The sequence below is a fragment of the Terrabacter sp. MAHUQ-38 genome (assembly GCF_014518425.1).
Lineage (GTDB): Bacteria > Actinomycetota > Actinomycetes > Actinomycetales > Dermatophilaceae > Terrabacter.
In genome coordinates, this window is record NZ_JACVCU010000003.1 from 863,087 (window position 1) to 885,116 (window position 22,030).

Consider the following 22,030-nt stretch of genomic DNA (forward strand, 5'->3'; position numbering starts at 1 on the left):
GGCGCCGACTAGAGTTCGACGGGTGACTGAGACCTCGGCCCAGGGCACGGCGAAGAAGAGCCAGATCGACGAGATCCGCGCCGGCTACGCCTTCGACGGGGGCGTGCTCAAGCTCGGTGCGGCCGTCGTGGACGGGCAGGCCCACGCCGACGCGCCGGTCCAGATCCCGCTCAGCGTGCTCAACCGCCACGGCCTCGTCGCGGGCGCGACCGGCACCGGCAAGACGAAGACGCTCCAGCTCATGGCCGAGCAGCTCTCCGAGCAGGGTGTGCCGGTGTTCCTCGCCGACCTGAAGGGTGACCTCTCCGGTCTCGCGAGCCCCGGCGAGGGCGGCTCCAGGATCACCGAGCGCGCGACGGACGTCGGTATGCCGTGGACGGCGACGGCATACCCGACGGAGTTCTACACCCTGGGCGGCAAGGGCAAGGGCATCGCCATCCGGGCCACGATCACCGGCTTCGGGCCGACCCTGCTCAGCAAGGTCCTCGGGCTCAACGACACCCAGGAGAGCAGCCTCGGGCTGATCTTCCACTACGCGGACAAGAACGGCCTCGCCCTGCTCGACCTCAAGGACCTGCGCGCCGTCATCAGCCACCTCACGTCCGACGAGGGCAAGGCCGACCTCAAGTCGCTCGGTGGCCTGTCGAGCGCAACGGCGGGCGTCATCCTGCGGGACCTCATCGCCTTCGAGGACCAGGGTGCGGGCGCGTTCTTCGGCGAGCCGGAGTTCGAGACGAGCGACCTGCTGCGCACCGCGGCCGACGGCAAGGGGATCATCTCCTGCCTCGAGCTGCCACTGGTGCAGGACCGGCCGCAGCTCTTCTCGACGTTCCTCATGTGGCTGCTCGCCGACCTCTTCCACGACCTGCCGGAGGAGGGCGACGTCGACAAGCCGAAGCTCGTCTTCTTCTTCGACGAGGCACATCTGCTCTTCAACGACGCGAGCAAGGCCTTCCTCGACGCGATCGAGCAGACGGTGCGCCTCATCCGTTCGAAGGGCATCGGCGTCTTCTTCGTGACCCAGTCGCCCAAGGACGTGCCGTCCGGCGTGCTCGCACAGCTCGGCAACCGTGTCCAGCACGCGCTGCGCGCCTTCACGCCCGACGACGCCAAGGCGCTCAAGCAGGCCATCGCGACCTACCCGCACACGGCGTACGACATGGAGAAGCTCCTCACGAGCCTCGGCATCGGCGAGGCCGTCGTCACCGTGCTGTCCGACCGGGGCGTCCCCACGCCGGTCGCGTGGACGCGGATGAAGGCGCCCAACTCCCTCATGGACCCGTCACCGGCGGCCACGATGGACGCCGTCATCGGCGCCTCGTCGCTCAGGGCGAAGTATGCCGACGTCCTCGACCGCGAGTCCGCCTACGAGCTGCTCGCCGAGCGGCTCGAGGCCGCGCCCGCTCACGAGCAGCCCGCCGCGCCGGCACCCGGTCCCGCCCGGTCCTCCGCCCCGAAGCAGCAGCGTGCACCCAAGGAGGAGCCGAGCCTGATCGAGCAGGTCACCGGCAGCTCGGCGTTCAGGTCGATGCTCCGCTCGGCCGGCACCGTCATCGGGCGCGAGATCACCCGGAGCATCTTCGGCACCCGTCGCCGCTGACTACGCGTCGACCTCCACGTCGTCGAACTCCACGTCGTCGAGGTCGCCGTCCGCGTCGGCGAAGTAGCTGATGATGCGGATGTCGGGGTCGTCGAGGACCTGGAGCACGAGCTGCCGGAGCTTGATGACCTGGCCGGTGTCGAGACGAATCCGCTTGGTACGCCCCCGAGTCGGATCACTGTCGTGCCGCTCCCACCACTCGACCGTGTCGGGGTTGGACTTGAAGATCTCGTCGAGGAGGCGCTTGAACGACGGGTCGTCCGGGTGCCGGGCGTACGCCTCACGGAAGAGCGCGAGCTGGTCGGCGGCCTCCTGCTCCCAGTCGACGAAGAGGCTGCGGGCCGCCGGGTCGCAGCAGTAGAACCACAGCAGGTTGCGCTCGCGCTTGCTCCGCTTGCTCTCCCAGTCGGTGAAGAGCTGGCACGCCGTGTGGTTGGCGCCGAGGACGTCCCACCGGGCGCCGACGACGTAGGCCGGGTTGGGGTCGATCGAGTCGAGCAGCTCCTCGAGCTCGTCGCTCAGCAGCTCCGGCTCGGCGGTCCGCCGCGGCGTCGTCCCCGTCGCGAGGGCGTGGAGATGGGCGCGGCCGTCCGCGTTGAGCCTGAGCGCTCGCGCCAGGCCGTCGATGACGCCCTGGCTCGGGCGCAGGTCACGCCCCCGTTCGATGATGTCGTAGTAGGCGACGGAGATGTTCGCCAGCTCGGCCACCTCGGTGCGGCTCAGGCCCACCCGACGGCGACCCTTGGCGCGTCTGATGCCGACATCCTCGGGCGCGAGCTCCTTGCGCCGGGCGCGCAGGAACTCGCCGAGGGGCGAGGGGGTTCGCACGCTCAGCGGCACGTCCGTCGTCATGTCGCACATCCTGCCAGCGGCCGGCCTGCCGGACGCCGTATGCCGTGCTGCATCCTCATGTGGGCGCCGAACGCGACGTCATGGTGGCGGCGTCGGCCGTCCGGGCGGGGAGGCGACGGACGCAACCGCCTGTCACGACCCGGCATACGTCCGGGCCAGCTCGGCCCCGATGCGGGCGAGCTCACCGCGGACCTCCGGTGGGTCGAGCGCCTCGACGAGGGCACCCCAGCCGGCGAGGGTGCGGGCGATGTCGCGCGGGGTCGGCGCTCCGACGCGGACCCGGGAGCGGCCGTCGGGCTGCGCGTCGAGGACCTCGAAGTGCCGGCCGAACTGGTCGTTGAGCACCGGCGCGAAGCGGGTCTCGATGACGACCGTCGCCCAGGTCGCCGACCGCCGCAGCTCCATCTCGCCGACGATCTCGCGCCACGCTGCGTCGAGGACGAAGTCCGCGGGCCGCTCGGCCGGCTCGTCCGTCACCTCGGCGGCGACGACGCGGTCGACCCGGAAGGTGCGCCGCCCGTGGCCGGTGCCGGCGACGAAGTACCAGAGCTCGTCCTTGTCGACGAGCCCCCATGGGTCGACCAGCCGCTCGGTCGGCCCCTCGCCGCGTCTCGCGTAGGTGAGGCGCACCCGTCGTTTCGCCACGACGGCCGCCTGGAGCCGGTCGACGAGCTCGGGCCGCGTGCGTACGCGGTCGCCCCAGCGGGTCGGGTCGATGACCGTCGAGCTCGCTGCCGCCTCGGCGCGGTCGCGGAAGGTCTGTGGCAGGGCGCGGACCAGCTTGCGCAGGGCCGCCTTGGCCTCGGGTGACACGGCCGCCGCCGGACCGACGAGCGTGAAGAGCGCCTGCGCCTCCGGACCGGACAGGCCGGTGAGGTCGGTGCGTGCGCCGCCGACCAGGGCCCATCCTCCGCCGCGGCCGGCCTGCGGGTAGACGGGGATGCCGGCCGCGGAGAGCGCTTCGAGGTCACGCCGCGCGGTCACGACGGACACCTCGAGCTCCTCGGCGAGCGCGGCAGCGGTCATCCGACCGTGACGCTGGAGCAGGAGAAGGGCGGAGACGAGGCGGTCGGCGCGCATGGTTCGAGTGTGCCGGACAAAGTGATCAGAAGGTGATCACTTTGCGGGGAAGCATGGGCATGTCACCAGAACCAGGGCGGACGACCGCCCGCCATGAAAGGACCAGCCATGCTGCGAGGCCTCACGACCGTCAACGTCTTCGCCCACGACGTCGCCGCGGCCGTCGAGTGGTACACCGAGGTGCTCGGCACCGCGCCCTACTTCGTTCGCGAGGTCGGCGGGCACCTGGCATACGCCGAGTTCCGCGTCGGCGACTACCAGCACGAGCTCGGCATCGTCGACGCGCGCTTCGCCGTCGCCCGGACGCCGGGCGCGAACGGCCCCGTCACGTACTGGCACGTCGACGACGTCGCCGCTGCCCACGACCGGCTCGTCACCCTCGGCGCCACCCCGCACGAGGGCGTGATCGAGCGGGGGCCCGGCTACGTGACGGCATCCGTCGTCGACCCCTTCGGCAACCTGATCGGCGTCATGGTCAACCAGCACTACCTCGACGTGCTCGCTGCTCGCTCGGCCTGAACGCCGGGCGTGTGCGAGCCGGCGGCCCGCACCTGCCCCACGAGCAGGTCGCCGAGCTCGGTGCGCCGGTACAGCACGCACTTGCCCGACCGGCCGGCCTCGACGAGGCCACACGCGTGCAGGGCGTGCAGCTGCTGGTTCACGGCCGACGACGTCTTGCCCAGCGACGCCGCCAGCTCGGCGGTGGTCGTGGGCGTCTCCAGCAGACCGAGCAGCCGGGCCCGTGCGGGCCCGAGCAAGGTGAGGACATGGGCGCCGGCCGCGGCCTGCGAGGCCGGGGAGAGCCCTTGCCCGCGAGCGGGGTAGATGACCATCGGGGCGCTCGCCGGGTCCGTGGGGTACGACGCGCCGAGCGTGAAGAAGGACGGCACGAGCACGAGGTCACGCCCCGCCAGGGCAGCGTGGTACGACGGCCCTGCCCGGCTCACCGCGTGCAACCGGTCGCCGTCGACCCGGACGTGCGGGGCGAGCGTCGCCAGGCCCGCCACGAGCCCGTGGTCGACCGTCTGCGTGGCCCGGAAGCGGATGTCCGCCGCGAGGATGGACCGGTACTCCGCCCAGAACCGCGCGAAGGAGTGCGTCCAGTACCGCTCGAGCGCCTCGACCAGCCGCGAGCGGACCGACCACGACGGGCCCCGCAGCGCCTGTGGCGGATGGCTGTCCCACATCGCGTCGAGCCCGTGCATGACCGACGCAGCGGGCAGCCGGACGACGCCGGAGAGCTCGTCGTGGATCCGCGGCTGCGGCGACTCGGGCCTCGGGGTCAGGAAGTCGGGCGTCGTGAAGTCGTCGGTGACGAGGGCCGCGAGCACGTCGACGTGCCCCGTGCCCGCGCCCGGCAGGGCGGCGTGCGCGCGTGCGAGAGGATGGCGGTAGGCCGTCGGAGCCCGCAAGGCTCGAAGTGACAGGCACATCTCGGTCAGAGGTGACACGCCGAAGCGCAGCCGGGATAGGTCTTCGGGCACGATCTCGTAGGTCAGCATCCCCGTCCCCTCACAGGATCGACACCGTCTGACGAGCAGACTCGCACGAGCGGAGCCTGCGCGCTCGGCGAGCGGGCACACGTCCGCCCACGGAGCGCAGGAGCCCGGCTCGGGTCACCTGCGCTCCGTGGGCGGCCGTGGCGTACGGACCGCTCGCCGTCACGTCACCACATGTAGCCACCCGGGGTGCCGCTGACGAGGTACGCGAGGTCTGCCTTCGTGATCCAGTACTGGGCCGGAGTCCCGAGGTAGTACGCCCCGGGGTCTGAGATCCGCACGGTGCCGTAGTTCGTGTCGTAGCCGTCCACGACGAAGAAGTGCTTGACGAACGAGGTGTTGTGGCCGAAGGGGTACGCGCCCGCCGGCGCCCAGACGTTGGCGACGACGGCGAAGCCGCCGTCCACGTCCTCTGCGACGCGGTTGAAGATGAGGTTGTTCTCCCAGGCGTTGCCACCCTCGCCGGAGAGGTAGGCGGCTTCGTACGGTGCCCCCGAGTGCCGCCGCAGCGACTGGAGGACGGCGCTCGCCGACGTCCCGTAGGTGGGGCTCGTCCCCTGCTCGGACGCCAGCGCCCAGACGCCCGGCGAGGCGTTGCGGAGCGCGAGAGCCATGTGCGTGGCCGTGGGCCCGCAGGTGTACGAGTTGGGTTGGGCGGTGTACCGGGTCGGCAGGACCCACTCACCGGCGCGGAGCGAGGTGGTGCTGTTCGGCGCGGAGAGCGTCTTGGCGCCGCGGTGCGTCGCGCGGTACTGCGCATCGGGGATGGCGGTGATCCGGTGCCCGGGCGCGGCCTTGTCCGTCGTGGACGTCGAGCGGCTCCCGTCGGCCTGGACGACGGAGCGCTGGCCGGCATTCGGCGCGGTGGCGCGCTGCGGGACGGCCTGCAGCTGGGTGGCGCGGTCGTGGGTGGTGGCGGAAGCCGACGGGATGCCGGTCACCGTGAGCCCGGCGATGGCCGCGGCGGTGATGGTCGTGAACAGACGTCGTCGCATGGTGGTCTCCTCGTTGATGGTGTGGTGGGGATGGCGGCAGCAGGGCTGCCACAGGTCACCAGGCGTAGCCCGGCGTCCCGGCGATGAGGTACGCGAGCTGGTCGACGGTGATCCAGAACCGTGACCGCCCACTGAAGTTGGCCGGGTCGGAGATGCGCACGGTCCCGTAGGTCGTGTCGTAGCCATCGACGACGAAGTAGTGCTCGAGCGGGTAGGCGACGTCGTGGTACGGGTACTCGTGCGCCGGTGCGTAGACGTAGGCGACGATCGCGTAGCCTCCGTCGACGTCCTCAATGACGTTGTCCCACAGGCGCTTGGTGTCGGCCGGGTCGACCGCACCTGCGTTCCAGGGGATCGTCGTCGTCTCGTACGGCGCACCGGTGTGGTTGCGCAGCGCCTGGGTCACGATGGGTGTCGGGCCGGTGCCCTCCGTCGTGGTCCCGAGCTCGTGGGCGAGCGCCCAGATGCCCGGGGAGGCGTTGTGCAGCGCCAGCGCCATGTGGACCGAGGTGGGGCCGCACGTGTAGCCGTTGGGCTGGGCGGTGTAGGGAGTCGCCAGGTAGTGCTCACCCGCTGCGGAGACGATCGCAGTCAGGCCCTCCCGGGCGCTGGCCCGCGGCGCGCGCGCGGCGTTCGTGCCGGCGACGACACCCGAGCGTTCGGTGGGCCCGGCGTAGGGAGCCTTCCGGATCGGGCTCATCCACCGCTGGGCCCCGGACAGCGACCGACCTTGTGTCGCAGGGGCGCTCAGCCCGTATGCCGTGTCGCGGCCCTGTGTCGACTGGGTCGACTGGGCGGCCTGCGCCGGTGCGGGGGCGACCAGGACGGTGACGAAAGCAGCCACGAGCGCCGCGAGGAGCGCCGCCATGAGCGCAGGGCGGGGGACGGCTCTTGTCTCGAGACGGTCTCGGACTCGGACGCCGTGACTGGTCACGGGGGTTGCTGGCGGCTGGTGCATCAGGCTCCTCGGCGCGGTCGGTGTTGCGTGTCCGCCGAAGTTCACTGCCTGGGCGCCGGCACCCTCAAACCATGAAGCCGATGCCTTGATCCACCGGCCCGTGTCGCGCCGCCCAGCGCGGCAGCGTCGAGCGCCGCGCGTGGAGAAGCCCGGCGGCGCGCGCTCGCGCGGTCCGGCTAGAGCTCGTCCACGGCTGCGTCGGGGGTGCTGCCGGAGGAGAGGATGCGGCGCAGGACGGCGGCGTGCTCCTGGAGGGCACCGGCCAGGTCGGGCGCCGGGTGCTCGGCGAACGCGTACTCGAGCTGTCGGGCCGGTGTGGTGGCGTCGGGCAGGCCGACCGTTCCCGCCGCTCCGGCGAGCCGGTGCGCGGCGCGCTCCGCAGCGTCGCGCTCCGCCTCGTCGAGGGCGTCGGCCGTCAGGTGCCTGACGGCCGCTTCGATGGTCTCGAGGTTCTCGGCGAAGGATGCTCGGGCCCTGTCGTAGATGGCCTGCAGCCGTTCCCGGGCGCTCGCCGCCCCGTCGGTCCTGACGGGCTCGCTGGAGCCGGCGTCGGGACGGGGGTCGGACGAGGTCACGCGTCCCACCCGAGGATGTCGGCGACCTGGACGGACAGCCCGAACGGGTCGAACGGCTTGGCGAGGACGCCGGCCACGCCGAGCCCCTCCCATCGTCGCCGCTCGGCGGGCTGCACCTTGGCCGTGAGCAGGACGACCGGCACGTGCCGCGTGCGGTCGTCGGCCTGCAGCTTTGCGAACGTCGTGGGCCCGTCCATGAGGGGCATCATCACGTCGAGGATGATGGCGTCGGGCGGGTCGGCCGTCGCGAGGGCCAACGCTTCGGCGCCGCTGGAGGCGGCCGCCACCGTCCACCCGGCGACCATCTCGAGGCTGGCCTGGACGACCTCGCGGATGGCGTCGTCGTCGTCCACGACCAGCACCCGCCGGCTCACCGCGCGGCTCCGGTGACGACGGTGTCGAGAAGCTTCAGCACCTGTCGCTCCACCTCCGCAGGGTTCGTCCTCGTCTTGGTGTAGAACTCGGTGGGGCCGAGCCGCAGCCGCTGCTTGTCGTGCTCGTCGAGGTCCAGGGCGCTGTAGACGACCAGCGGGACACGGCGCAGCCTCGGGTCGGCCCTCAGCCAGTCGACCAGGTCGAACCCGTCGCCGTCAGGGAGCAGCAGGTCGAGCATCACCAGGTCCGGTGCCGTGTCGTGGCTCAGCCGTCGGGCGTCCCGGGCCGTGTGGGCCGGCACCGCCGTCACGCCGTGCTCGGCGAAGAGGGACACCATCACCCCGGTGAGCGCCGGGTCGTCCTCGACGATCAGAACGCACGGCTTCCCGCCGGCGTCGCCGATGGCGACGTTGAGCTCGGCCAGCAGCCAGGCGACGTCGAGAGGTTTGGTCAGCCAGGCCTCCACACCCTCCGGCGTGGGGCCGGGTTCGGTGCCGCTGATGATCACGACGGGCACGTCACGCGTTCGCGGGTCGGCTCGGAGGGCGGCGATGGCCGTCCAGCCGTCCTGCCCGGGAAGGGTCAGGTCCATGAGCACGGCGGCAGGCGTCTGCCGGAAGGCCAGCGTCATCGCCTCCTCGGCGGAGCCGGCACCTACGACGCGATAGCCGTGGGAGCGCAGCAGCTCCGTGATCACCGCGCGGGTCGCCGGGTCATCCTCGCAGACGAGCACGGGGCGTACGGCCTCGTCGCCGTCCGGCAGCGTCTCGAGCGGGGTCTCGAGCGGGGTCTCGAGCGCCACCGAGACCTCGACCACGGGGAGCGTGAAACAGAAGGTCGCCCCCGCGCCCGGCTCGCTCTCGGCCCAGATCCGACCACCGTGCTGCTCGACGATGCCGCGGCAGATCGCCAGGCCGAGGCCCGAGCCTTCCTTCTCGCGGGTGTCGGAGGCGTCCACCTGGGCGAACCGCCCGAAGACGGCCTCGAGGTGCTCCGGCGGGATGCCGTCGCCCTCGTCGGTGACGGTGACCAGCACCTCGTTGCCCTGCCCGACCGCGCTCACCCGGACGGTGCCGTCTGCTGGGGAGAACTTGACGGCGTTGGACAGCAGGTTGGTGAGCGTCTGCACGATGCGGTCGGCGTCCGCGTCGACCATCCCTTGTGTCTCGCCGACCTCCAGACGCACCTGGGCCTGGGAGGCCAGCCCGGTCATCTCCCCCACCGCGCGGGCAACGAGGTCTGTGGCCGACCAGGCCTGTCGATGCAGCGCGAGCTTGCCGGCCGCGAGTCGCTCGACGTCGAGGATGTCGTTGATGAGCCGGATGAGGCGATCGGTGGACTCGACAGCGATCTGCACCATCCGCTGCGCCCGGGGCGCTGCGTCCTTCAGCAAGCCGCCCTCGAGCAGCCCCAGGGCGCCACGCAGCGACGTGAGCGGCGTGCGGAGCTCGTGGCTGACCACTGACACGAACTCGTCCTTCATGCGGTCGACTTCGCGGCGCTCGGTCACGTCACGGAACATCAACACGGCCCCGGTGACGTCTCCGGCGCTACGGGTCGGCGCGACCGTGAGCTCGACGGAGAAGTCCGTGCCGTCCGCGCGCTGGTACGTCCCGTCCGCCACGGACCTGACCTGTCCGTCCAGCAGCGCTCGGCCCACGGGATCGAGCAGCGCCGGTACGGGCTCGCCGTCGCCGTTGCGTGGCTGCGTGACCTCGTGGAACGAGCGGCCCGTCAAGTCGTCGGAAGAGCGCCCGAGCAAGGCGGCCGCCGCCGGGTTGACGAACGTCAGGCGTCCCCGCTCGTCGAGGCCGACGATGCCCTCACCCGCCCCGTCCAGGATGGAGCTGTGCCGGTGAGTGAGCTGCTCCAGCGCCTGGGTCCGCTCACGCACGAGGTCCTCGAGCCCCCCGGTGAGCCGGATGTTGTCTGCCAGCGTGAGCAGGTGCCGGAAGGCGAGCAAGGCCACGACCGCGACAAGGAGACGAACCGGGACGTCGTCGGCGAGCAGCGACGGGGAGCTCGCGACGACTGCCAGCATCACGCCCACCGGCACGTAGGGCAGCAGCTCCCGCACGGGCGCTCGGGGGTCGACGCGGTCGTCCGAGACGTCGCCCTCCCCTTGAGGTGCGAGGGCCGCGAGGCCGAGCAGCATGTAGCCGATGGTCCAGCCGAGGTCGAACCCGCTTCCGGCCGCCTCCTTGCCCTGGAGCGCGAGGTAGCCGATTCCCGTGTCAGCACACGCGATCGACACGAACCCGACCGCGACCAGCAGGATCGGAACGCGCTCACGACCCGCGGCGCGGATGGCCAGCCCGCCGGCGATCGAGATGATCACGATGTCGGTCAACGGGTAGTACACGTAGACGGCGAGGTAGAGCCAGCTGACCTCACCCAGCTGCTCGAACAGCGGTCCGACGAGGACGATCCAGCTGATGAACAGCAGGGCCGCACCGATGATCAGGCCGTCGGCAATGGCCCGGGCCCGGGCGGCCGCGGAGAGGTCGCGGCTGGGCAGGGTGAGCATCGCAGCAACGGCGAACGGCACGACGGCGACGAAGAAGATGTCCGCCGGCCCGGGATAGGTCTGCTGGTCTGGCGCCAGCACCTGGTAGTAGAACCAGATGGTGTTGCCGAGCGCGTAGCAGCTCGCCGCGCCACCCAGAAGCCGCCAGGGCAGCCGCCTCCCCGGTTGCCTCAGCCGGGCAGCCCGGAAACAGGCGAACGCCGCGAAGGCGGAGAAGACCACGAATGCCGCGTCGGTGGTCGCCCGTGTGGCGTCCTGGCCGCCGATGCCGCTGAGGACGAACCCGGCCAAGGCGAGCGCGACAACGGCGCACCCGATCGCCGCTGCCCTGAAGAGTCTCCACTCAGATCGTCGCACTCGAGACATGCACCCCGCGTCCAGTCGCAAAAAGCCCGCAAACCATGCCATATCGATACTCGCATGGATTGCGCGCGGTGGTCGGAGGTTTCGCTGGTACACGCTTCGGCCGTGGCGCGACGATGGAGCGCCGGACCGAGGATCCGACGCTCCATCACTGCCGCTACGGGGCCGAGCTAGTCGGCCCAGGAGGAGCGCAACGGCGTCACCTTCACCGACTTCAGCGTCGCCGTGCCCTCAGTGGCGAAGGCCTCGAGGCCGTCACTGCCGGGGTCGGGGAAGATCTGGTCCGTGATGGCGACCGAGCCGTCCTGGCCGAAGACCTCCACCGACGACCAGTCGACCAGCACCCGCACGGTCACCTCGCCGGTGGAACCCACGGCCATCGGGGCCCGTTGCACGCCGGGGAAGTCGGCGCTGAACCCGACGTCGCCCGACCTGGTCCGGTCGACGAAGAGCTCACCGGCTGACCGGTCGTAGCCGATCCGGGTCTCCTGGCCGTTGCCGGTGCGCACCTTGACGCCGAACTCGGCGGCTGTCCCGGGGGCGAACGTGGCCGTCAGCTCGTATGCCGTGCCCGTGGCCCGGAGCCGTGTGGACCCGGTCGGCACGGGCAGGTTCCTGGCGCTGAGCGTGGAGTCCTGTCGCAGGCCCTGCAGCTCGGAGACGGGCTGCTGCACCAGGCGTACGCCCGAACCACTGCTGCGCAGGCCCAGCTCGCGGGGCATGGTCATCGCGCTGCGCCACGGGTCGGTCGGGATGGAACCGGAGTACTCCCAGTTGTTCATCCACCCGATCATCACCCGGCGGCCGGCAGGGGCGTCGTTGAACGTGACGCCGGCGTAGTTGTCCTTCCCGTAGTCGACCCAGTGCGCCCGCTGCACGCTGGACCGCGCCGGCGTGTCCGACAGGCTGAACTGGTCGGCGAGGATGTGGCCCCAGCCGCCGGTGTTGTTGTCTGCCAGCACGATCCGGGCTGTCTTGCCCTGGAGCCCGCGCACGTCCCAACCGTTCCAGTCGAGCGTCTCGCTGTCCGAGCCGGTGGCGGTCCTCACCACCTGTCCGTCGACGACCAGGCGCACGGAGGTGTCGATGGCCCGTGGTGCCGCGGCCTCGTCGGAGAACATGATGTGGTCGACGTTGATGTGTCCCCAGCCGCCGGAGTTCTTGTCGACGATCTGGATCGTGGCCTTCTTGCCCGCGTATGCCGAGACGTCCCAGCTGGTCCAGTTGAGCGCCTCGTTGTTGGCCCCGGTGGCGGACCTGACGACCTTGCCGTCGACGACGAGGTCGACGGACGTCGGCTCGCTCGTGGACCACGGGTGGCTGCCTCCGCCGACGAGGAGGTTGATGTGGCTCTTGGCGATGGTGAACTCCGGGGACGTGATGGTGCCCTGTGAGTTGTCGTGGTCGATGAAGGTGTTGACCAGCCGCTCGCCGAGGTAGCCGGTGACCTGCTGCTGGTCTCCGATCGTGCCCGTGACCGGGTCGGTCCCGGCGAAGTCACCGGTGGCCACCCAGCCGGTGCCGTAGGTGGAACCTTCGAAGTCGGCGAAGACGTCCCCTGCGGGCGGTGACGGGTTGAGGGTGGACCCGGGCACGTAGGGGTGCTTGCCACCACCCACCTTGAAGTTGAGGTACCCGGCGTCGAGGGTGAACTCCGGCGAGGTCAGCGTGCCCGTGCCCGCGTCGAAGTTGTTGAAGCTGTTGGCCAGCCCGGCGCCCACCCAGCCGGAGACCCCGCCCTGGCCGGGCAGGTTCCCGGTCGCGGGCGCCGTGCCGAAGGCGCTCCCGTCGGGCGCCCATCCGCCGTACGTGCCGTCGTCGAAGCTGCCGAGGTCACGGCCGGTCGGTGCGACGTACGGCTTGTCGTCGGCGACGAAGCGCGTGCCGTCGAAGCTGCCGGTGAAGTACTGGTTCGCCGACCCGCCGGCGATGCCGCCCGGGTTGATGTTGACCAGGAGCACCCACTTCGTCTTCTTCCTGTCGCCGTCCACCGGGAGCGGGAAGAGGTCCGGGCACTCCCACACCCCACCGGTGGCGCCGGCCGGGCCGAAGTCGCTGAGGTGCTCCCACGACTTCAGGTCGCTCGAACGGTAGAAGGCCACCTTGCGCTCGGCGCTCAGGGCCACGCTCATGATCCATTCGTGGCCCTGCTCGTACCAGAACACCTTCGGGTCGCGGAAGTCGCGTGACCCGATGTCGATGACGGGGTTGCCGGCGTACTTCGTGAACGTGCGGCCGCGGTCGGTGCTGTAGGCCAGCGCTTGCGACTGCACGCCGGTGGCCTTGTCCAGGCGGGTGTACACCGCGACCATGGGCGGGTTTTCCCTGGTGCCGAACCCACTCGTGTTGTTGGTGTCGATGACCGCGCTGCCCGAGAAGATCATCTCCTGGTCGTCCTGCGGGATCGCGACGGGCAGCTCCGTCCAGTGCACCAGGTCCGGACTCACGGCGTGGCCCCAGGACATGTTGCCCCACTGGTTGCCCGACGGGTTGTGCTGGTAGAAGAGGTGGTACTCACCCTGGTAGAAGACGAGCCCGTTCGGGTCGTTCATCCAGTTCTTGGCGGGGGTGTAGTGGAACTGGGGCCGGTACTGCTCGGTGTACGGGGTCGGTTCGGCGGTGGACGCTGCCGGGCCGGTGGCGACGGTGGCGATCGCCGCCAGTACTGCCGTGGCTCCGGTTCTGCGGTTACGTCTCGAGCGTTGTTGCGTGAGGGGGTTCACACGATCACTTTCCTTGGGCTGGTGGTGGATTCGGTGTCGCGGTCGAGGTGGGACCTTTGGGCGTGGGGCATCGCCGCACGGCGGAGCAGTGGCGTGTGCTGTCCCGGGTTCCGCCGGCCACTGGGCCGTGAGTGGCGCTGTCGGTCAGCCGGGGCCTGGTGGGCCGACGGAGCTGCGCCGCACGATCGGGCACGGCAAAGACTGGTGGCTCGGGGTGACCGGTGCCGCCAGGTCCATCTCCTGCAGTAGCTGCTCGACCGCCCACACGCCCATCTCGTAGTGCGGCAGAGCGAGGGTCGTCAGCTCCGGGCGCAGGCCGTCTGCCACGAACGCCTGGTTGTCGAAGCCGACCACCGAGAGGTCCTGCGGGATCCGAAGTCCCAGCTCGGCGGCGACGTGGTAGGCACCCATGGCCATGCGGTCGCTGAAGCAGAAGATGCCGGTCGGGCGGTCCGTCCTCGTCAGGAGCCGCCGCGCCGCGCGTTCACCGCCGTAGCTGTCCGAGGTGTCCGCCGCGACCAGCGTCTCGTCGAGGGCGATACCGGCTGCCGCCAGAGCCTGCCGGTATCCCTCGAGTCGGCCTGCGGTCGCCGGGATGTCGTCGACGTTCGTGAGGAAGCCGATGCGCCGGTGGCCGTGCCGCACCAGCTCTTCGACAGCGGTCCGCCCGCCGGAGACCTCGTCCGGCACGACGGACGACACGGAACCGCTCGCGGAGCGGGCGTCCAGCAGGACGGTGGGCGTGTCCACCAGCAGCTCCGGGACCTCTACGATGCGGTGGAACATCGTCGCGTAGAGGAAGCCGTCCACCTGCCGCTCGAGCAGCGACCGGATCTCGCGCGCCTCGAGGGCGGGGTCACGGGAGGTGTTCACCAGCATGAGGACCCAGCCGACCTTTGCGGCGGCCTCCTGCGCACCCAGGACCATCTGGCCGGCGAACGGCGTCGTCGCGATCACGTCGCTGACCAGCGCCAAGGTCTGCGAGCGCCCGAGTCGCAGGCCCCGGGCCAGGTGGTTGTGCCGGTACCCCAGCTCCTGGGCAACGGCCCGGACCCGGTCTCGCGTGTCCGCCGTGATGCGCTTGCCGGGGACGTCGTTGAGCACGTGCGACACCGTGGTGACGGAGACGCCGGCCGCAGCGGCTACGTCTCTCATCGAGGTCTTCGGCGTCTTTGCCATGTCTGCCCAATCGTTTGATCACGCGGTTGGGAATGACTGTGACGCTCGAGACGGGCGTACGTCAAGAGCTCTGGTCAAACGATTTACCAAACCCCCACCCGGCCCGGGACCGCGGCACACCGACGCCAACGGTTCCGGGTCGCAGGCGGCGGAGCCTCACGACGCGGGGAGCCGGTCGAATCCCGCGAACGGTTCCCGGATCGTCACGCTGGAGCCGTCGGCGTCCGGCTGTGCGGCTGCGGTGATGGCCTGGATCAGGTCGTCGGTGAGATCTCCGTAGATCTCCATGCTGCTCTCGGCCTCGAGGTACTCGGCGTACGCGTCGGCAAAGTGCTCGATGCCGACCTTCATGTGGGTCGCCATCGAGTCGGCGTCCGGATGCACCTGCACCACCGTGACGTAGTCGGAGTCCGGCGCGGCGTATCCGTAGAAGGAGTGCAGTCGCGGCTCGGCCGGGTCGACGACGTCGGAGCAGAACCGCGCGAAGTACTCCTTGAAGGCCTCCCGCTTGCCCGGCCTGATCTTGTGGGTGCCGATGAAGATGAATGGAGCGGTCATGGCGTCCTCCTGGAACTCGGTGCCCCGACGGGCTCGGGGCGGTGAGTCCACGATCCGGTCCGCCCGGGCTGCGACGCTTCCGCAGAGCGGGCCGACCTTGGGCGCCGGTGATGGGTATTCCTACCCATCACCCCGGTGGCAGGATCGGCGGAAGGAGGTCCGATGACCCGCGAACCCGGTCACCTCGAAACCGCCCGCGAGCACCACCGCTCGTCCCGGTGGGTCCGTGCCTGCGAGGAGTACGCCGCCGCGGACCAGGCCACGCCGTTGACCATCGAGGACCTTGAGTCCTGGGCGGAAGCCGCCCAGGTGATCGGGCGCATCGACGAGGCGATCGCCGTGCTGGCCCGATGCTTCGAGCTGCGGGCGCAGGCGGGCGACATCCACGAGACGACGCGGGCGGCGTACTGGCTCTGGAGCGCTCACGTCTTTGCGCGTGGTGAGTTCGCCCTCGCAGCAGGCTGGGTGGAGCGAGCGGGGACGCTGTCGCAGGAACAGGGGTCAGGTGAGTACGGGTGGCTGCTGATCCCGCGGTCCTACGCCTGCATCGGGCGCGGTGACTACGCGACCGCAGAGGGCCTGCTGCATCGGGCGGTCGAGCTCGGGCTCGGGCGCGGCGACATCGACCTCGTGACGATCGCAACCACGATGCGTGGTCGAGCCTCTCTCAAGCTCGGATCGCTCGAGCAGGGGTTGGCACTCCTCGATGCGGCGATGGTTCGCATCCTCGCCCTGGCGACCTCGCCGCGTACGACAAGCGTGATGTTCTGCGCCGCGATCGGCTCGTGCTACGAGGTGCAGGAGGTCGCCCGGGCGGCGGAATGGTCGGTCGCCCTCGACCGGTGGCTCGGCACGTTGCCGCAGCTCGGGGGCGCCTACTTCGGCAACTGTCGGATCTACCGCGCGATCCTGCTGCGCCTGCGCGGGCACTGGTCCCGGGCCGAGGCCGAGCTGCAGCAGGCATGCCGCGACCTCGCGGTGGACGGGCAGCTGGTGGCCGGCCACGCCTGGTACGAGCTCGGCGACCTGCGACGGCTGCAGGGGAAGCCGGGTGTCGAAGAGGCCTTCGAGCAGGCGACGGCTTTCGGGCACATGGCCCAGCCGGGACTTGCCCTGTACCGGCTCAGCCAGGGCAAGGCGGAGGCGGCCGACGCGGGCCTGCGTCGGGTCCTGGCCGAGCGGGAGGTGCCCGGCGACCGGCTGATCCTGCTCCCGGCCGTCGTGGAGGTCGCCCTCGCGGCTGGTCGGATCGACGACGCGAAGGACGCCATCACCCAGCTGGCGCAGACCGCCCAGACCTACCCCACCACCGCGATGCGGGCCATCCTGGATGCCGCCCGTGGGTCTGTCGCGCTGGGTGACGGCCGGCCTGCAGACGCGCTGGCCCGCCTGCGGGCCGCATCGGACCGGTGGCGGGAGCTCGACGCGCCCTACGAGACCGCCCGGGTCGGCGTGCAGATCGGTGAGGGGTGCCGAGCCCTCGGTGACGACGAGGGCGCGCAGATGGAGTTCCGCGCGGCTCTGGCGACCTTCGAGAGGCTCGGAGCCCGGCCGGACGCATCCCGGGTCCGCGGGTTGCTGTCGGGTCGGAACGCGCACCTGGGCGCGTTGAGCCCCCGAGAGATCGAGGTGCTGGCCCTCGTCGCCAGGGGCCGGACCAACGCCGAGATCGCCGCTGCGTTGTGCCTGAGCGAGCGCACCATCCACCGGCACGTCAGCAACATCCTGACGAAGCTCGACGTCCGCTCGCGCACCTCCGCCGCGACCTACGCGGTGCACCACGGGCTTGGCTGAAAGGGCACCGCCGGACACCTAGGATGGCGCGCGTGGACAAGGCCGTGACGTGGACCGCGGGGCAGCCGTACCGGCCGTCCGGCGCGGTCGACCACGTCTTCCGGCAGCTGCGCGAGGCCATCGAGGACGGCACGTTTCCCGTCGGCAGCCGGCTCGAGGCCGAGGGAGCCCTCGCGACCCGGTTCGCGGTGAGCCGCCCCGTCGTACGCGAGGCCCTGCGCGGTTGCGCGGCGCTCGGCCTGACCGAGACGCGGGTGGGCCGCGGCACCTTCGTCGTCTCACGGACCCCGTCGGCCGAGGCACCCCTCGGTCGCTACTCGCCGCGCGAGCTGCAGGAGGCCCGTCCCCACGTCGAGGTCCCTGCGGCCGCGCTCGCCGCGACGCGTCGCACCGACGACGAGCTGGCGCGCCTCACCGAGCTCGTCGACCGGATGGCGCACGAAGAGGACTTCGGGCGCTGGGTCGACCTCGACGCGGCATTCCACCAGCTCGTCGCCACGGCGAGCCGCAACCGCGTCTTCAGCACTGTGGTGGCGGAGATCCGTGATGCGATGGCGAGCCAGTCCGGCATGCTGAACTCCCTCGAGGGCCGCCGCGAGGAGTCCGACGCGGAGCACCGCCGCATCGTCACGGCCATCGCCGAGCGCTCCCCCGAGCGCGCCGGCTCAGCCATGCGCGAGCACCTGTCCTCCGTCGAGGACGCGGTCGCGCGGTTCTTCGCCGACGACGCTCCGAACGCCTGACCACACGCCCCGAAGTCCCGCGGCGAGCGGCGGCCGTTTACCGAGACGCCCCCTTGACCTCGGTCGGCACCTTCCCTATGGTTCCGGCATGGCCAACCTGTCTTACAGCCTTACAGCCAAACAGCAGGAGTGGCACGACCCGACGGCATCCCTGCCCGCCCACGTCCCGGTAGCCGTGCTGAGCAGGGGCCCACTCGTCGAGTCGGTGCACCACGGGTCCGTCGCCGTGACGGACGCGGACGGCCGGGCCGTCCTCGTCGCGGGCGACGGCAGCTCCCCCGTCTACCCCCGTTCGGCCCTCAAGCCCCTGCAGGCCGTCGCCGCGCTGCGGCTCGGGGTCGAGATCGACGAGCAGCTGCTGGCGGTCGCCGCCGCCAGCCACTCCGGCGGGCCCGAGCACGTCGACGCGGCGCGCCGCATCCTCGGCGCCCACGGACTCGATGAGCGCGACCTCCGCAACACCGCCGACCTGCCGTACGGCGCCCCGGAGCGCGAAGCCCTCCTCGCCGCGGGGGGTGGGCGCGGCCGGCTGGTGCAGAACTGCTCGGGCAACCACGCGCTCGTCCTCGCGGCGTGCGTCGTCGCCGGATGGCCGACCGCGACGTACCTCCACGCCGACCACCCGGTCCAGACGGTCATCCGCGACACGCTCGCCGAGCTCGCCGCAGAGCCCGTGGGACCAGTCGCGATCGACGGCTGCGGCATGCCGGTTCTCGGGGTGCGGCTGCCGGCCCTCGCGCGGGCGTACGGCCGGCTCGCCGTCGCAGACCCCACGACCGCGGAGGGACGCGTCGCCTCCGCGATGCGGGCCCACCCGCACCTCGTCGGCGGCGCCGGGCGCGACGTCACCGAGTCGATGGCGGCCGTGCCCGGGCTCGTCGCCAAGGACGGCGCCGAGGGCGTCCAGCTGCTCGGCCTACCCGACGGCACCGGCGTCGCGGTCAAGATCGCGGACGGCGCGGACCGCGCACGGATGCCGGTCGCCGTGGCCGCGCTGGCGGCTGCGGGAGGTCACGACGCCGTCGTCTCCGCGCTGGCCTCCCTCTCCGTGGGCCCTGCGAGCCTCGGCACCGACGTCGCCGCCCGGCTCACCGCAGTTCCCTTCTGACCCAGCCAAACCCGCAGTCCCACCACTCCTACAGGAGGACGCCCGTGCCCCGTACCGAACACGACCTGCTGGGAGACCGCGAGGTCCCCGACGACGCCTACTGGGGGGTGCACACCCTGCGCGCCGTCGAGAACTTCCCCATCACCGGGGAGACGATCGCCGGCAACGCCCACCTCGTGCGTGCACTCGCCGCCGTCAAGCTCGCCGCGGCGCGCGCCAACCGTGACCTCGGCCTGCTCGACGAACGGCGCTGCGGCGCCATCGAGGCCGCCTGCCTCGAGATCCTCGACGGTCAGCACACCGACCAGTTCGTCGTCGACGCCATCCAGGGTGGCGCCGGCACCTCGACGAACATGAACGCCAACGAGGTGGTCGCAAACCGGGCCCTGGAGCTGCTCGGTGCGGCTCGCGGCGACTACACCGTGCTCCATCCGAACGACCACGTGAACCTGAGCCAGTCGACGAACGACGTCTACCCCACGGCCGCGAACATCGCGACGATCTGGGCGCTCGCCGACCTGCTGGGCTCGGTCGACCACCTCGTCGACGCCTTCCGGCGCAAGGCCGGCGAGTTCCACGACGTCGTCAAGATGGGCCGCACCCAGCTGCAGGACGCCGTGCCGATGACCGTCGGGCAGGAGTTCGCCGCGTATGCCGTGACGCTGGCCGAGGACCGCGACCGGCTCGCCGAGGCGGGCACTCTGCTCCACGAGATCAACCTCGGCGCCACCGCGATCGGCACAGGGCTCAACGCTCCCGCCGGCTACACGGAGGCGGTTCGCCGTCATCTCGCCGAGGTCACCCGGCTGCCCCTGACCACGAGCCCCGACCTCATCGAGGCCACCGCCGATGTGGGCGCCTTCGTCCACCTGTCCGGGGTGCTCAAGCGCGTCGCCGTCAAGCTCTCGAAGATCTGCAACGACCTGCGCCTGCTGTCGTCGGGGCCGCGCAGCGGACTCGGCGAGCTGAATCTGCCTGCGGTGCAGTCGGGCTCGTCGATCATGCCCGGGAAGGTCAACCCCGTGATCCCGGAGGTCGTCAACCAGGTCGCCTACGAGGTCATCGGCAACGACGTCACCGTGACCCTCGCCGCCGAGGGGGGCCAGCTGCAGCTCAACGCCTTCGAGCCGGTCATCGTGCACAGCCTGAACCGCAGCGTCACCCACCTCGGCAACGCGTGCCGCATCCTCGCCGACCGATGCGTCGACGGCATCACGGTCAACGCCGACCGGCTCCGCGCCTCCGTGGAGCAGTCGATCGGCCTGGTCACGGCGCTCAACCCGCACATCGGCTACGCGGCCGCCACGTCGGTGGCCACCGAGGCGCTGCTCAGCGGCCGGGGCGTCGCCGAGCTCGTGCTCGAGCGGGGACTGCTGTCCGCCACCGAGCTCGCCGAGCTGATCCGCCCGGAGCGGCTGGCGAACCTGCCCGACCCACGACCGCAGCCCGCCTGACCCGCTGCAGAGCCACCAGCCATCGCGTCGGCCTCCCGGTCGCGCATCCTTCCGATTCACCTGTCACAGAAAGGCGCCCAACGATGAGCATGCCTGGAAGAACGACCCGGACGGCCGACGACCCACCAACCTCCACAGCCGACCGGCCCGCCGGTGGCGACACCACCATCGACCTCGAGCAGAGCGGTTACCACAAGTCGCTCAAGCCTCGGCAGATCCGGATGATCGCCATCGGTGGGGCGATCGGCACGGGCCTGTTCCTCGGCGCCGGCGGGCGTCTGGAGAGCGCCGGCCCGTCCCTCGCCCTGACGTATGCCGTGTGCGGCTTCTTCGCCTTCCTCATCCTGAGGGCGCTCGGTGAGCTCGTGCTGCACCGGCCCTCGTCGGGGTCGTTCGTGTCATACGCCCGTGAGTTCTACGGGGAGAAGGCCGCGTTCGTCACCGGGTGGATGTACTGGCTCGTGTGGGCCACCACCGCGGTCGTCGACGTCACGGCCGTCGCCCTCTACATGAACTTCTTCGCTCGCTACTGGGCGCCCATCGCGAGCGTGCCCCAGTGGGCATTCGCCCTCGGCGCGCTGGTCCTCGTGCTGTGCCTGAACCTCGTCAGCGTCAAGGTGTTCGGCGAGCTCGAGTTCTGGTTCGCCCTCGTCAAGGTGGCTGCCCTCGTCCTGTTCCTCGGCGTCGGGCTCTGGTTCCTCTTCTTCGGCACGCCGGTCGCCGGGCACGACCCCGGCGTCGGCCTGCTCAGCGCCAACGGCGGCATCTTCCCGAACGGCGCACTCCCTGCGGTCGTCGTCGTGCAGGGCGTGGTCTTCGCGTATGCGTCCATCGAGCTCATCGGCACGGCCGCCGGGGAGGCGGAGAACGCCCGCGTCGTCATCCCGAAGGCGATCAACACCGTCATCGTGCGCATCATCGTGTTCTACGTCGGGTCGGTCGTGCTGCTCTCGCTCCTGCTGCCGTACACGGCATACAAGGCCGGGGAGAGCCCGTTCGTCACGTTCTTCGGCTCGATCGGCGTCGACGGCGTCGACACGGCGATGAACCTCGTCGTGCTCACGGCGGCACTGTCCTCGCTCAACGCCGGCCTCTACTCGACCGGCCGCATCCTGCGCTCCATGGCGTTCTCGGGCTCGGCGCCGCAGTTCGCGGCCCGGATGAGCCGCGGCGGCGTGCCGTACGGCGGGATCGTCATCACGGCCGCGGTCGCTCTCGTGGGCGTGTTGCTCAACGCGCTCGTGCCGGCACAGGCCTTCGAGATCGTGCTCAACGTCGCCGCCCTCGGCATCGTCGCGGCCTGGGGCATGATCGTGCTGTGCCAGATGCGGCTCGTCGCCTGGGCACGCGCGGGTCGGCTCGAGCGACCGTCGTTCCGGCTCTTCGGTTCCCCGGTCACCGGCTGGCTCACGCTCGGCTTCCTGGCCGCGGTGATCGTGCTCATGGCGTTCGACCGCCCCGTGGGCACGTGGACCGTCGCCTCACTCGCCGTCATCATCCCGCTGCTCGCGGGGGGTTGGTTCGTTGCGCGTGACCGCATCCGGCGCATAGCCGCAGGCGAGACCCACCCGGAGCACGCCAGCCGGCAGCCGGTGGCCACCACCGCGGCCGTCGGGGACGCCTGACCCGTCCACTCGGTCACCCGTC

Annotated in this window: 18 protein-coding genes; 7 read left to right on the forward strand and 11 right to left on the reverse strand. The window is 71.1% G+C overall.

Annotated features, from left to right (window positions below):
* The first annotated feature begins 22 nt into the window (after positions 1 to 22).
* The gene (locus H9I49_RS15010; protein WP_188031142.1) at positions 23 to 1,600 is read left to right on the forward strand and encodes a helicase HerA-like domain-containing protein; all 1,578 of its coding nucleotides are present in this window, start codon (positions 23 to 25) and stop codon (positions 1,598 to 1,600) included.
* Here the strand turns inward: H9I49_RS15010 and H9I49_RS15015 are convergent, their stop codons facing one another.
* Entirely contained in the window at positions 1,601 to 2,452 is an 852-nt protein-coding gene (locus H9I49_RS15015; RefSeq protein ID WP_188031143.1) for a helix-turn-helix transcriptional regulator, read from the reverse strand. It abuts the gene before it with no gap.
* A gap of 132 nt (positions 2,453 to 2,584) precedes the next feature.
* Positions 2,585 to 3,532, reverse strand: a complete 948-nt coding sequence (locus H9I49_RS15020) for a YafY family protein (protein WP_188031144.1) — start codon at positions 3,530 to 3,532, stop codon at positions 2,585 to 2,587.
* A gap of 108 nt (positions 3,533 to 3,640) precedes the next feature.
* On the opposite strand from H9I49_RS15020, the gene H9I49_RS15025 reads away from it, so the two are divergent.
* On the forward strand, positions 3,641 to 4,051 hold the full coding sequence (locus H9I49_RS15025; RefSeq protein ID WP_188031145.1) for a VOC family protein: 411 nt from the start codon (positions 3,641 to 3,643) through the stop codon (positions 4,049 to 4,051).
* Here H9I49_RS15025 and H9I49_RS15030 read toward each other — a convergent pair.
* From H9I49_RS15030 to H9I49_RS15070, 9 genes are all read right to left on the reverse strand, one after another.
* Entirely contained in the window at positions 4,018 to 5,034 is a 1,017-nt protein-coding gene (locus tag H9I49_RS15030) for a winged helix-turn-helix domain-containing protein (protein ID WP_188031146.1), read from the reverse strand. The two genes, H9I49_RS15025 and H9I49_RS15030, sit on opposite strands and share 34 nt — an antisense overlap.
* 164 nt (positions 5,035 to 5,198) lie before the next feature.
* Positions 5,199 to 6,026 (reverse strand): C39 family peptidase, encoded by an 828-nt coding sequence (locus H9I49_RS15035; protein WP_188031147.1) that lies wholly within the window; start codon positions 6,024 to 6,026, stop codon positions 5,199 to 5,201.
* 55 nt (positions 6,027 to 6,081) lie between these two features.
* Entirely contained in the window at positions 6,082 to 6,894 is an 813-nt protein-coding gene (locus tag H9I49_RS15040) for a C39 family peptidase (RefSeq protein ID WP_188031148.1), read from the reverse strand.
* Between the two features lie 266 nt (positions 6,895 to 7,160).
* Positions 7,161 to 7,559: an Hpt domain-containing protein gene (locus H9I49_RS15045; protein WP_188031149.1), complete on the reverse strand. Its 399-nt coding sequence runs from the start codon at positions 7,557 to 7,559 to the stop codon at positions 7,161 to 7,163.
* Complete coding sequence (locus H9I49_RS15050; RefSeq protein ID WP_370587584.1) at positions 7,556 to 7,912, reverse strand: response regulator; 357 nt, start codon at positions 7,910 to 7,912, stop codon at positions 7,556 to 7,558. The genes H9I49_RS15045 and H9I49_RS15050 overlap by 4 nt, the downstream gene beginning before the upstream one ends.
* Before the next feature lie 17 nt (positions 7,913 to 7,929).
* A complete protein-coding gene (locus tag H9I49_RS15055; RefSeq protein WP_188031151.1) occupies positions 7,930 to 10,818 on the reverse strand; it encodes an ATP-binding protein in 2,889 nt (962 codons plus the stop codon).
* 176 nt (positions 10,819 to 10,994) lie between these two features.
* Entirely contained in the window at positions 10,995 to 13,547 is a 2,553-nt protein-coding gene (locus H9I49_RS15060; RefSeq protein ID WP_188031152.1) for a GH32 C-terminal domain-containing protein, read from the reverse strand.
* A 144-nt stretch (positions 13,548 to 13,691) separates the two neighbouring features.
* Positions 13,692 to 14,726: a LacI family DNA-binding transcriptional regulator gene (locus H9I49_RS15065; protein WP_188031153.1), complete on the reverse strand. Its 1,035-nt coding sequence runs from the start codon at positions 14,724 to 14,726 to the stop codon at positions 13,692 to 13,694.
* Positions 14,727 to 14,882: 156 nt separating this feature from the next.
* Complete coding sequence (locus H9I49_RS15070) at positions 14,883 to 15,284, reverse strand: hypothetical protein (RefSeq protein ID WP_188031154.1); 402 nt, start codon at positions 15,282 to 15,284, stop codon at positions 14,883 to 14,885.
* Positions 15,285 to 15,446: 162 nt separating this feature from the next.
* Between H9I49_RS15070 and H9I49_RS15075 the strand changes: the two genes are divergently transcribed.
* From H9I49_RS15075 to H9I49_RS15095, 5 genes are all read left to right on the forward strand, one after another.
* Positions 15,447 to 17,078: a response regulator transcription factor gene (locus tag H9I49_RS15075; RefSeq protein ID WP_188031155.1), complete on the forward strand. Its 1,632-nt coding sequence runs from the start codon at positions 15,447 to 15,449 to the stop codon at positions 17,076 to 17,078.
* Between the two features lie 32 nt (positions 17,079 to 17,110).
* Positions 17,111 to 17,821, forward strand: coding sequence for a FadR/GntR family transcriptional regulator (locus tag H9I49_RS15080; protein WP_370587585.1), 711 nt, complete (start codon positions 17,111 to 17,113; stop codon positions 17,819 to 17,821).
* 88 nt (positions 17,822 to 17,909) lie between these two features.
* A complete protein-coding gene (locus H9I49_RS15085; protein ID WP_188031157.1) occupies positions 17,910 to 18,929 on the forward strand; it encodes an asparaginase in 1,020 nt (339 codons plus the stop codon).
* 44 nt (positions 18,930 to 18,973) lie between these two features.
* Positions 18,974 to 20,383, forward strand: a complete 1,410-nt coding sequence (locus H9I49_RS15090; protein WP_188031158.1) for an aspartate ammonia-lyase — start codon at positions 18,974 to 18,976, stop codon at positions 20,381 to 20,383.
* Between the two features lie 89 nt (positions 20,384 to 20,472).
* Positions 20,473 to 22,008: an amino acid permease gene (locus tag H9I49_RS15095; protein ID WP_188031159.1), complete on the forward strand. Its 1,536-nt coding sequence runs from the start codon at positions 20,473 to 20,475 to the stop codon at positions 22,006 to 22,008.
* Positions 22,009 to 22,030: the final 22 nt, after the last annotated feature.

Coding starts and splice junctions, on each gene's coding strand:
- H9I49_RS15015 (WP_188031143.1), bottom strand. CDS start 2,452: ATGACGACGGACGTGCCGCTGAGCGTGCGAACCCCCTCGCCCCTCGGC.
- H9I49_RS15020 (WP_188031144.1), bottom strand. CDS start 3,532: ATGCGCGCCGACCGCCTCGTCTCCGCCCTTCTCCTGCTCCAGCGTCAC.
- H9I49_RS15025 (WP_188031145.1), top strand. CDS start 3,641: ATGCTGCGAGGCCTCACGACCGTCAACGTCTTCGCCCACGACGTCGCC.
- H9I49_RS15030 (WP_188031146.1), bottom strand. CDS start 5,034: ATGCTGACCTACGAGATCGTGCCCGAAGACCTATCCCGGCTGCGCTTC.
- H9I49_RS15035 (WP_188031147.1), bottom strand. CDS start 6,026: ATGCGACGACGTCTGTTCACGACCATCACCGCCGCGGCCATCGCCGGG.
- H9I49_RS15040 (WP_188031148.1), bottom strand. CDS start 6,894: ATGGCGGCGCTCCTCGCGGCGCTCGTGGCTGCTTTCGTCACCGTCCTG.
- H9I49_RS15065 (WP_188031153.1), bottom strand. CDS start 14,726: ATGGCAAAGACGCCGAAGACCTCGATGAGAGACGTAGCCGCTGCGGCC.
- H9I49_RS15070 (WP_188031154.1), bottom strand. CDS start 15,284: ATGACCGCTCCATTCATCTTCATCGGCACCCACAAGATCAGGCCGGGC.
- H9I49_RS15075 (WP_188031155.1), top strand. CDS start 15,447: ATGACCCGCGAACCCGGTCACCTCGAAACCGCCCGCGAGCACCACCGC.
- H9I49_RS15085 (WP_188031157.1), top strand. CDS start 17,910: ATGGCCAACCTGTCTTACAGCCTTACAGCCAAACAGCAGGAGTGGCAC.
- H9I49_RS15095 (WP_188031159.1), top strand. CDS start 20,473: ATGCCTGGAAGAACGACCCGGACGGCCGACGACCCACCAACCTCCACA.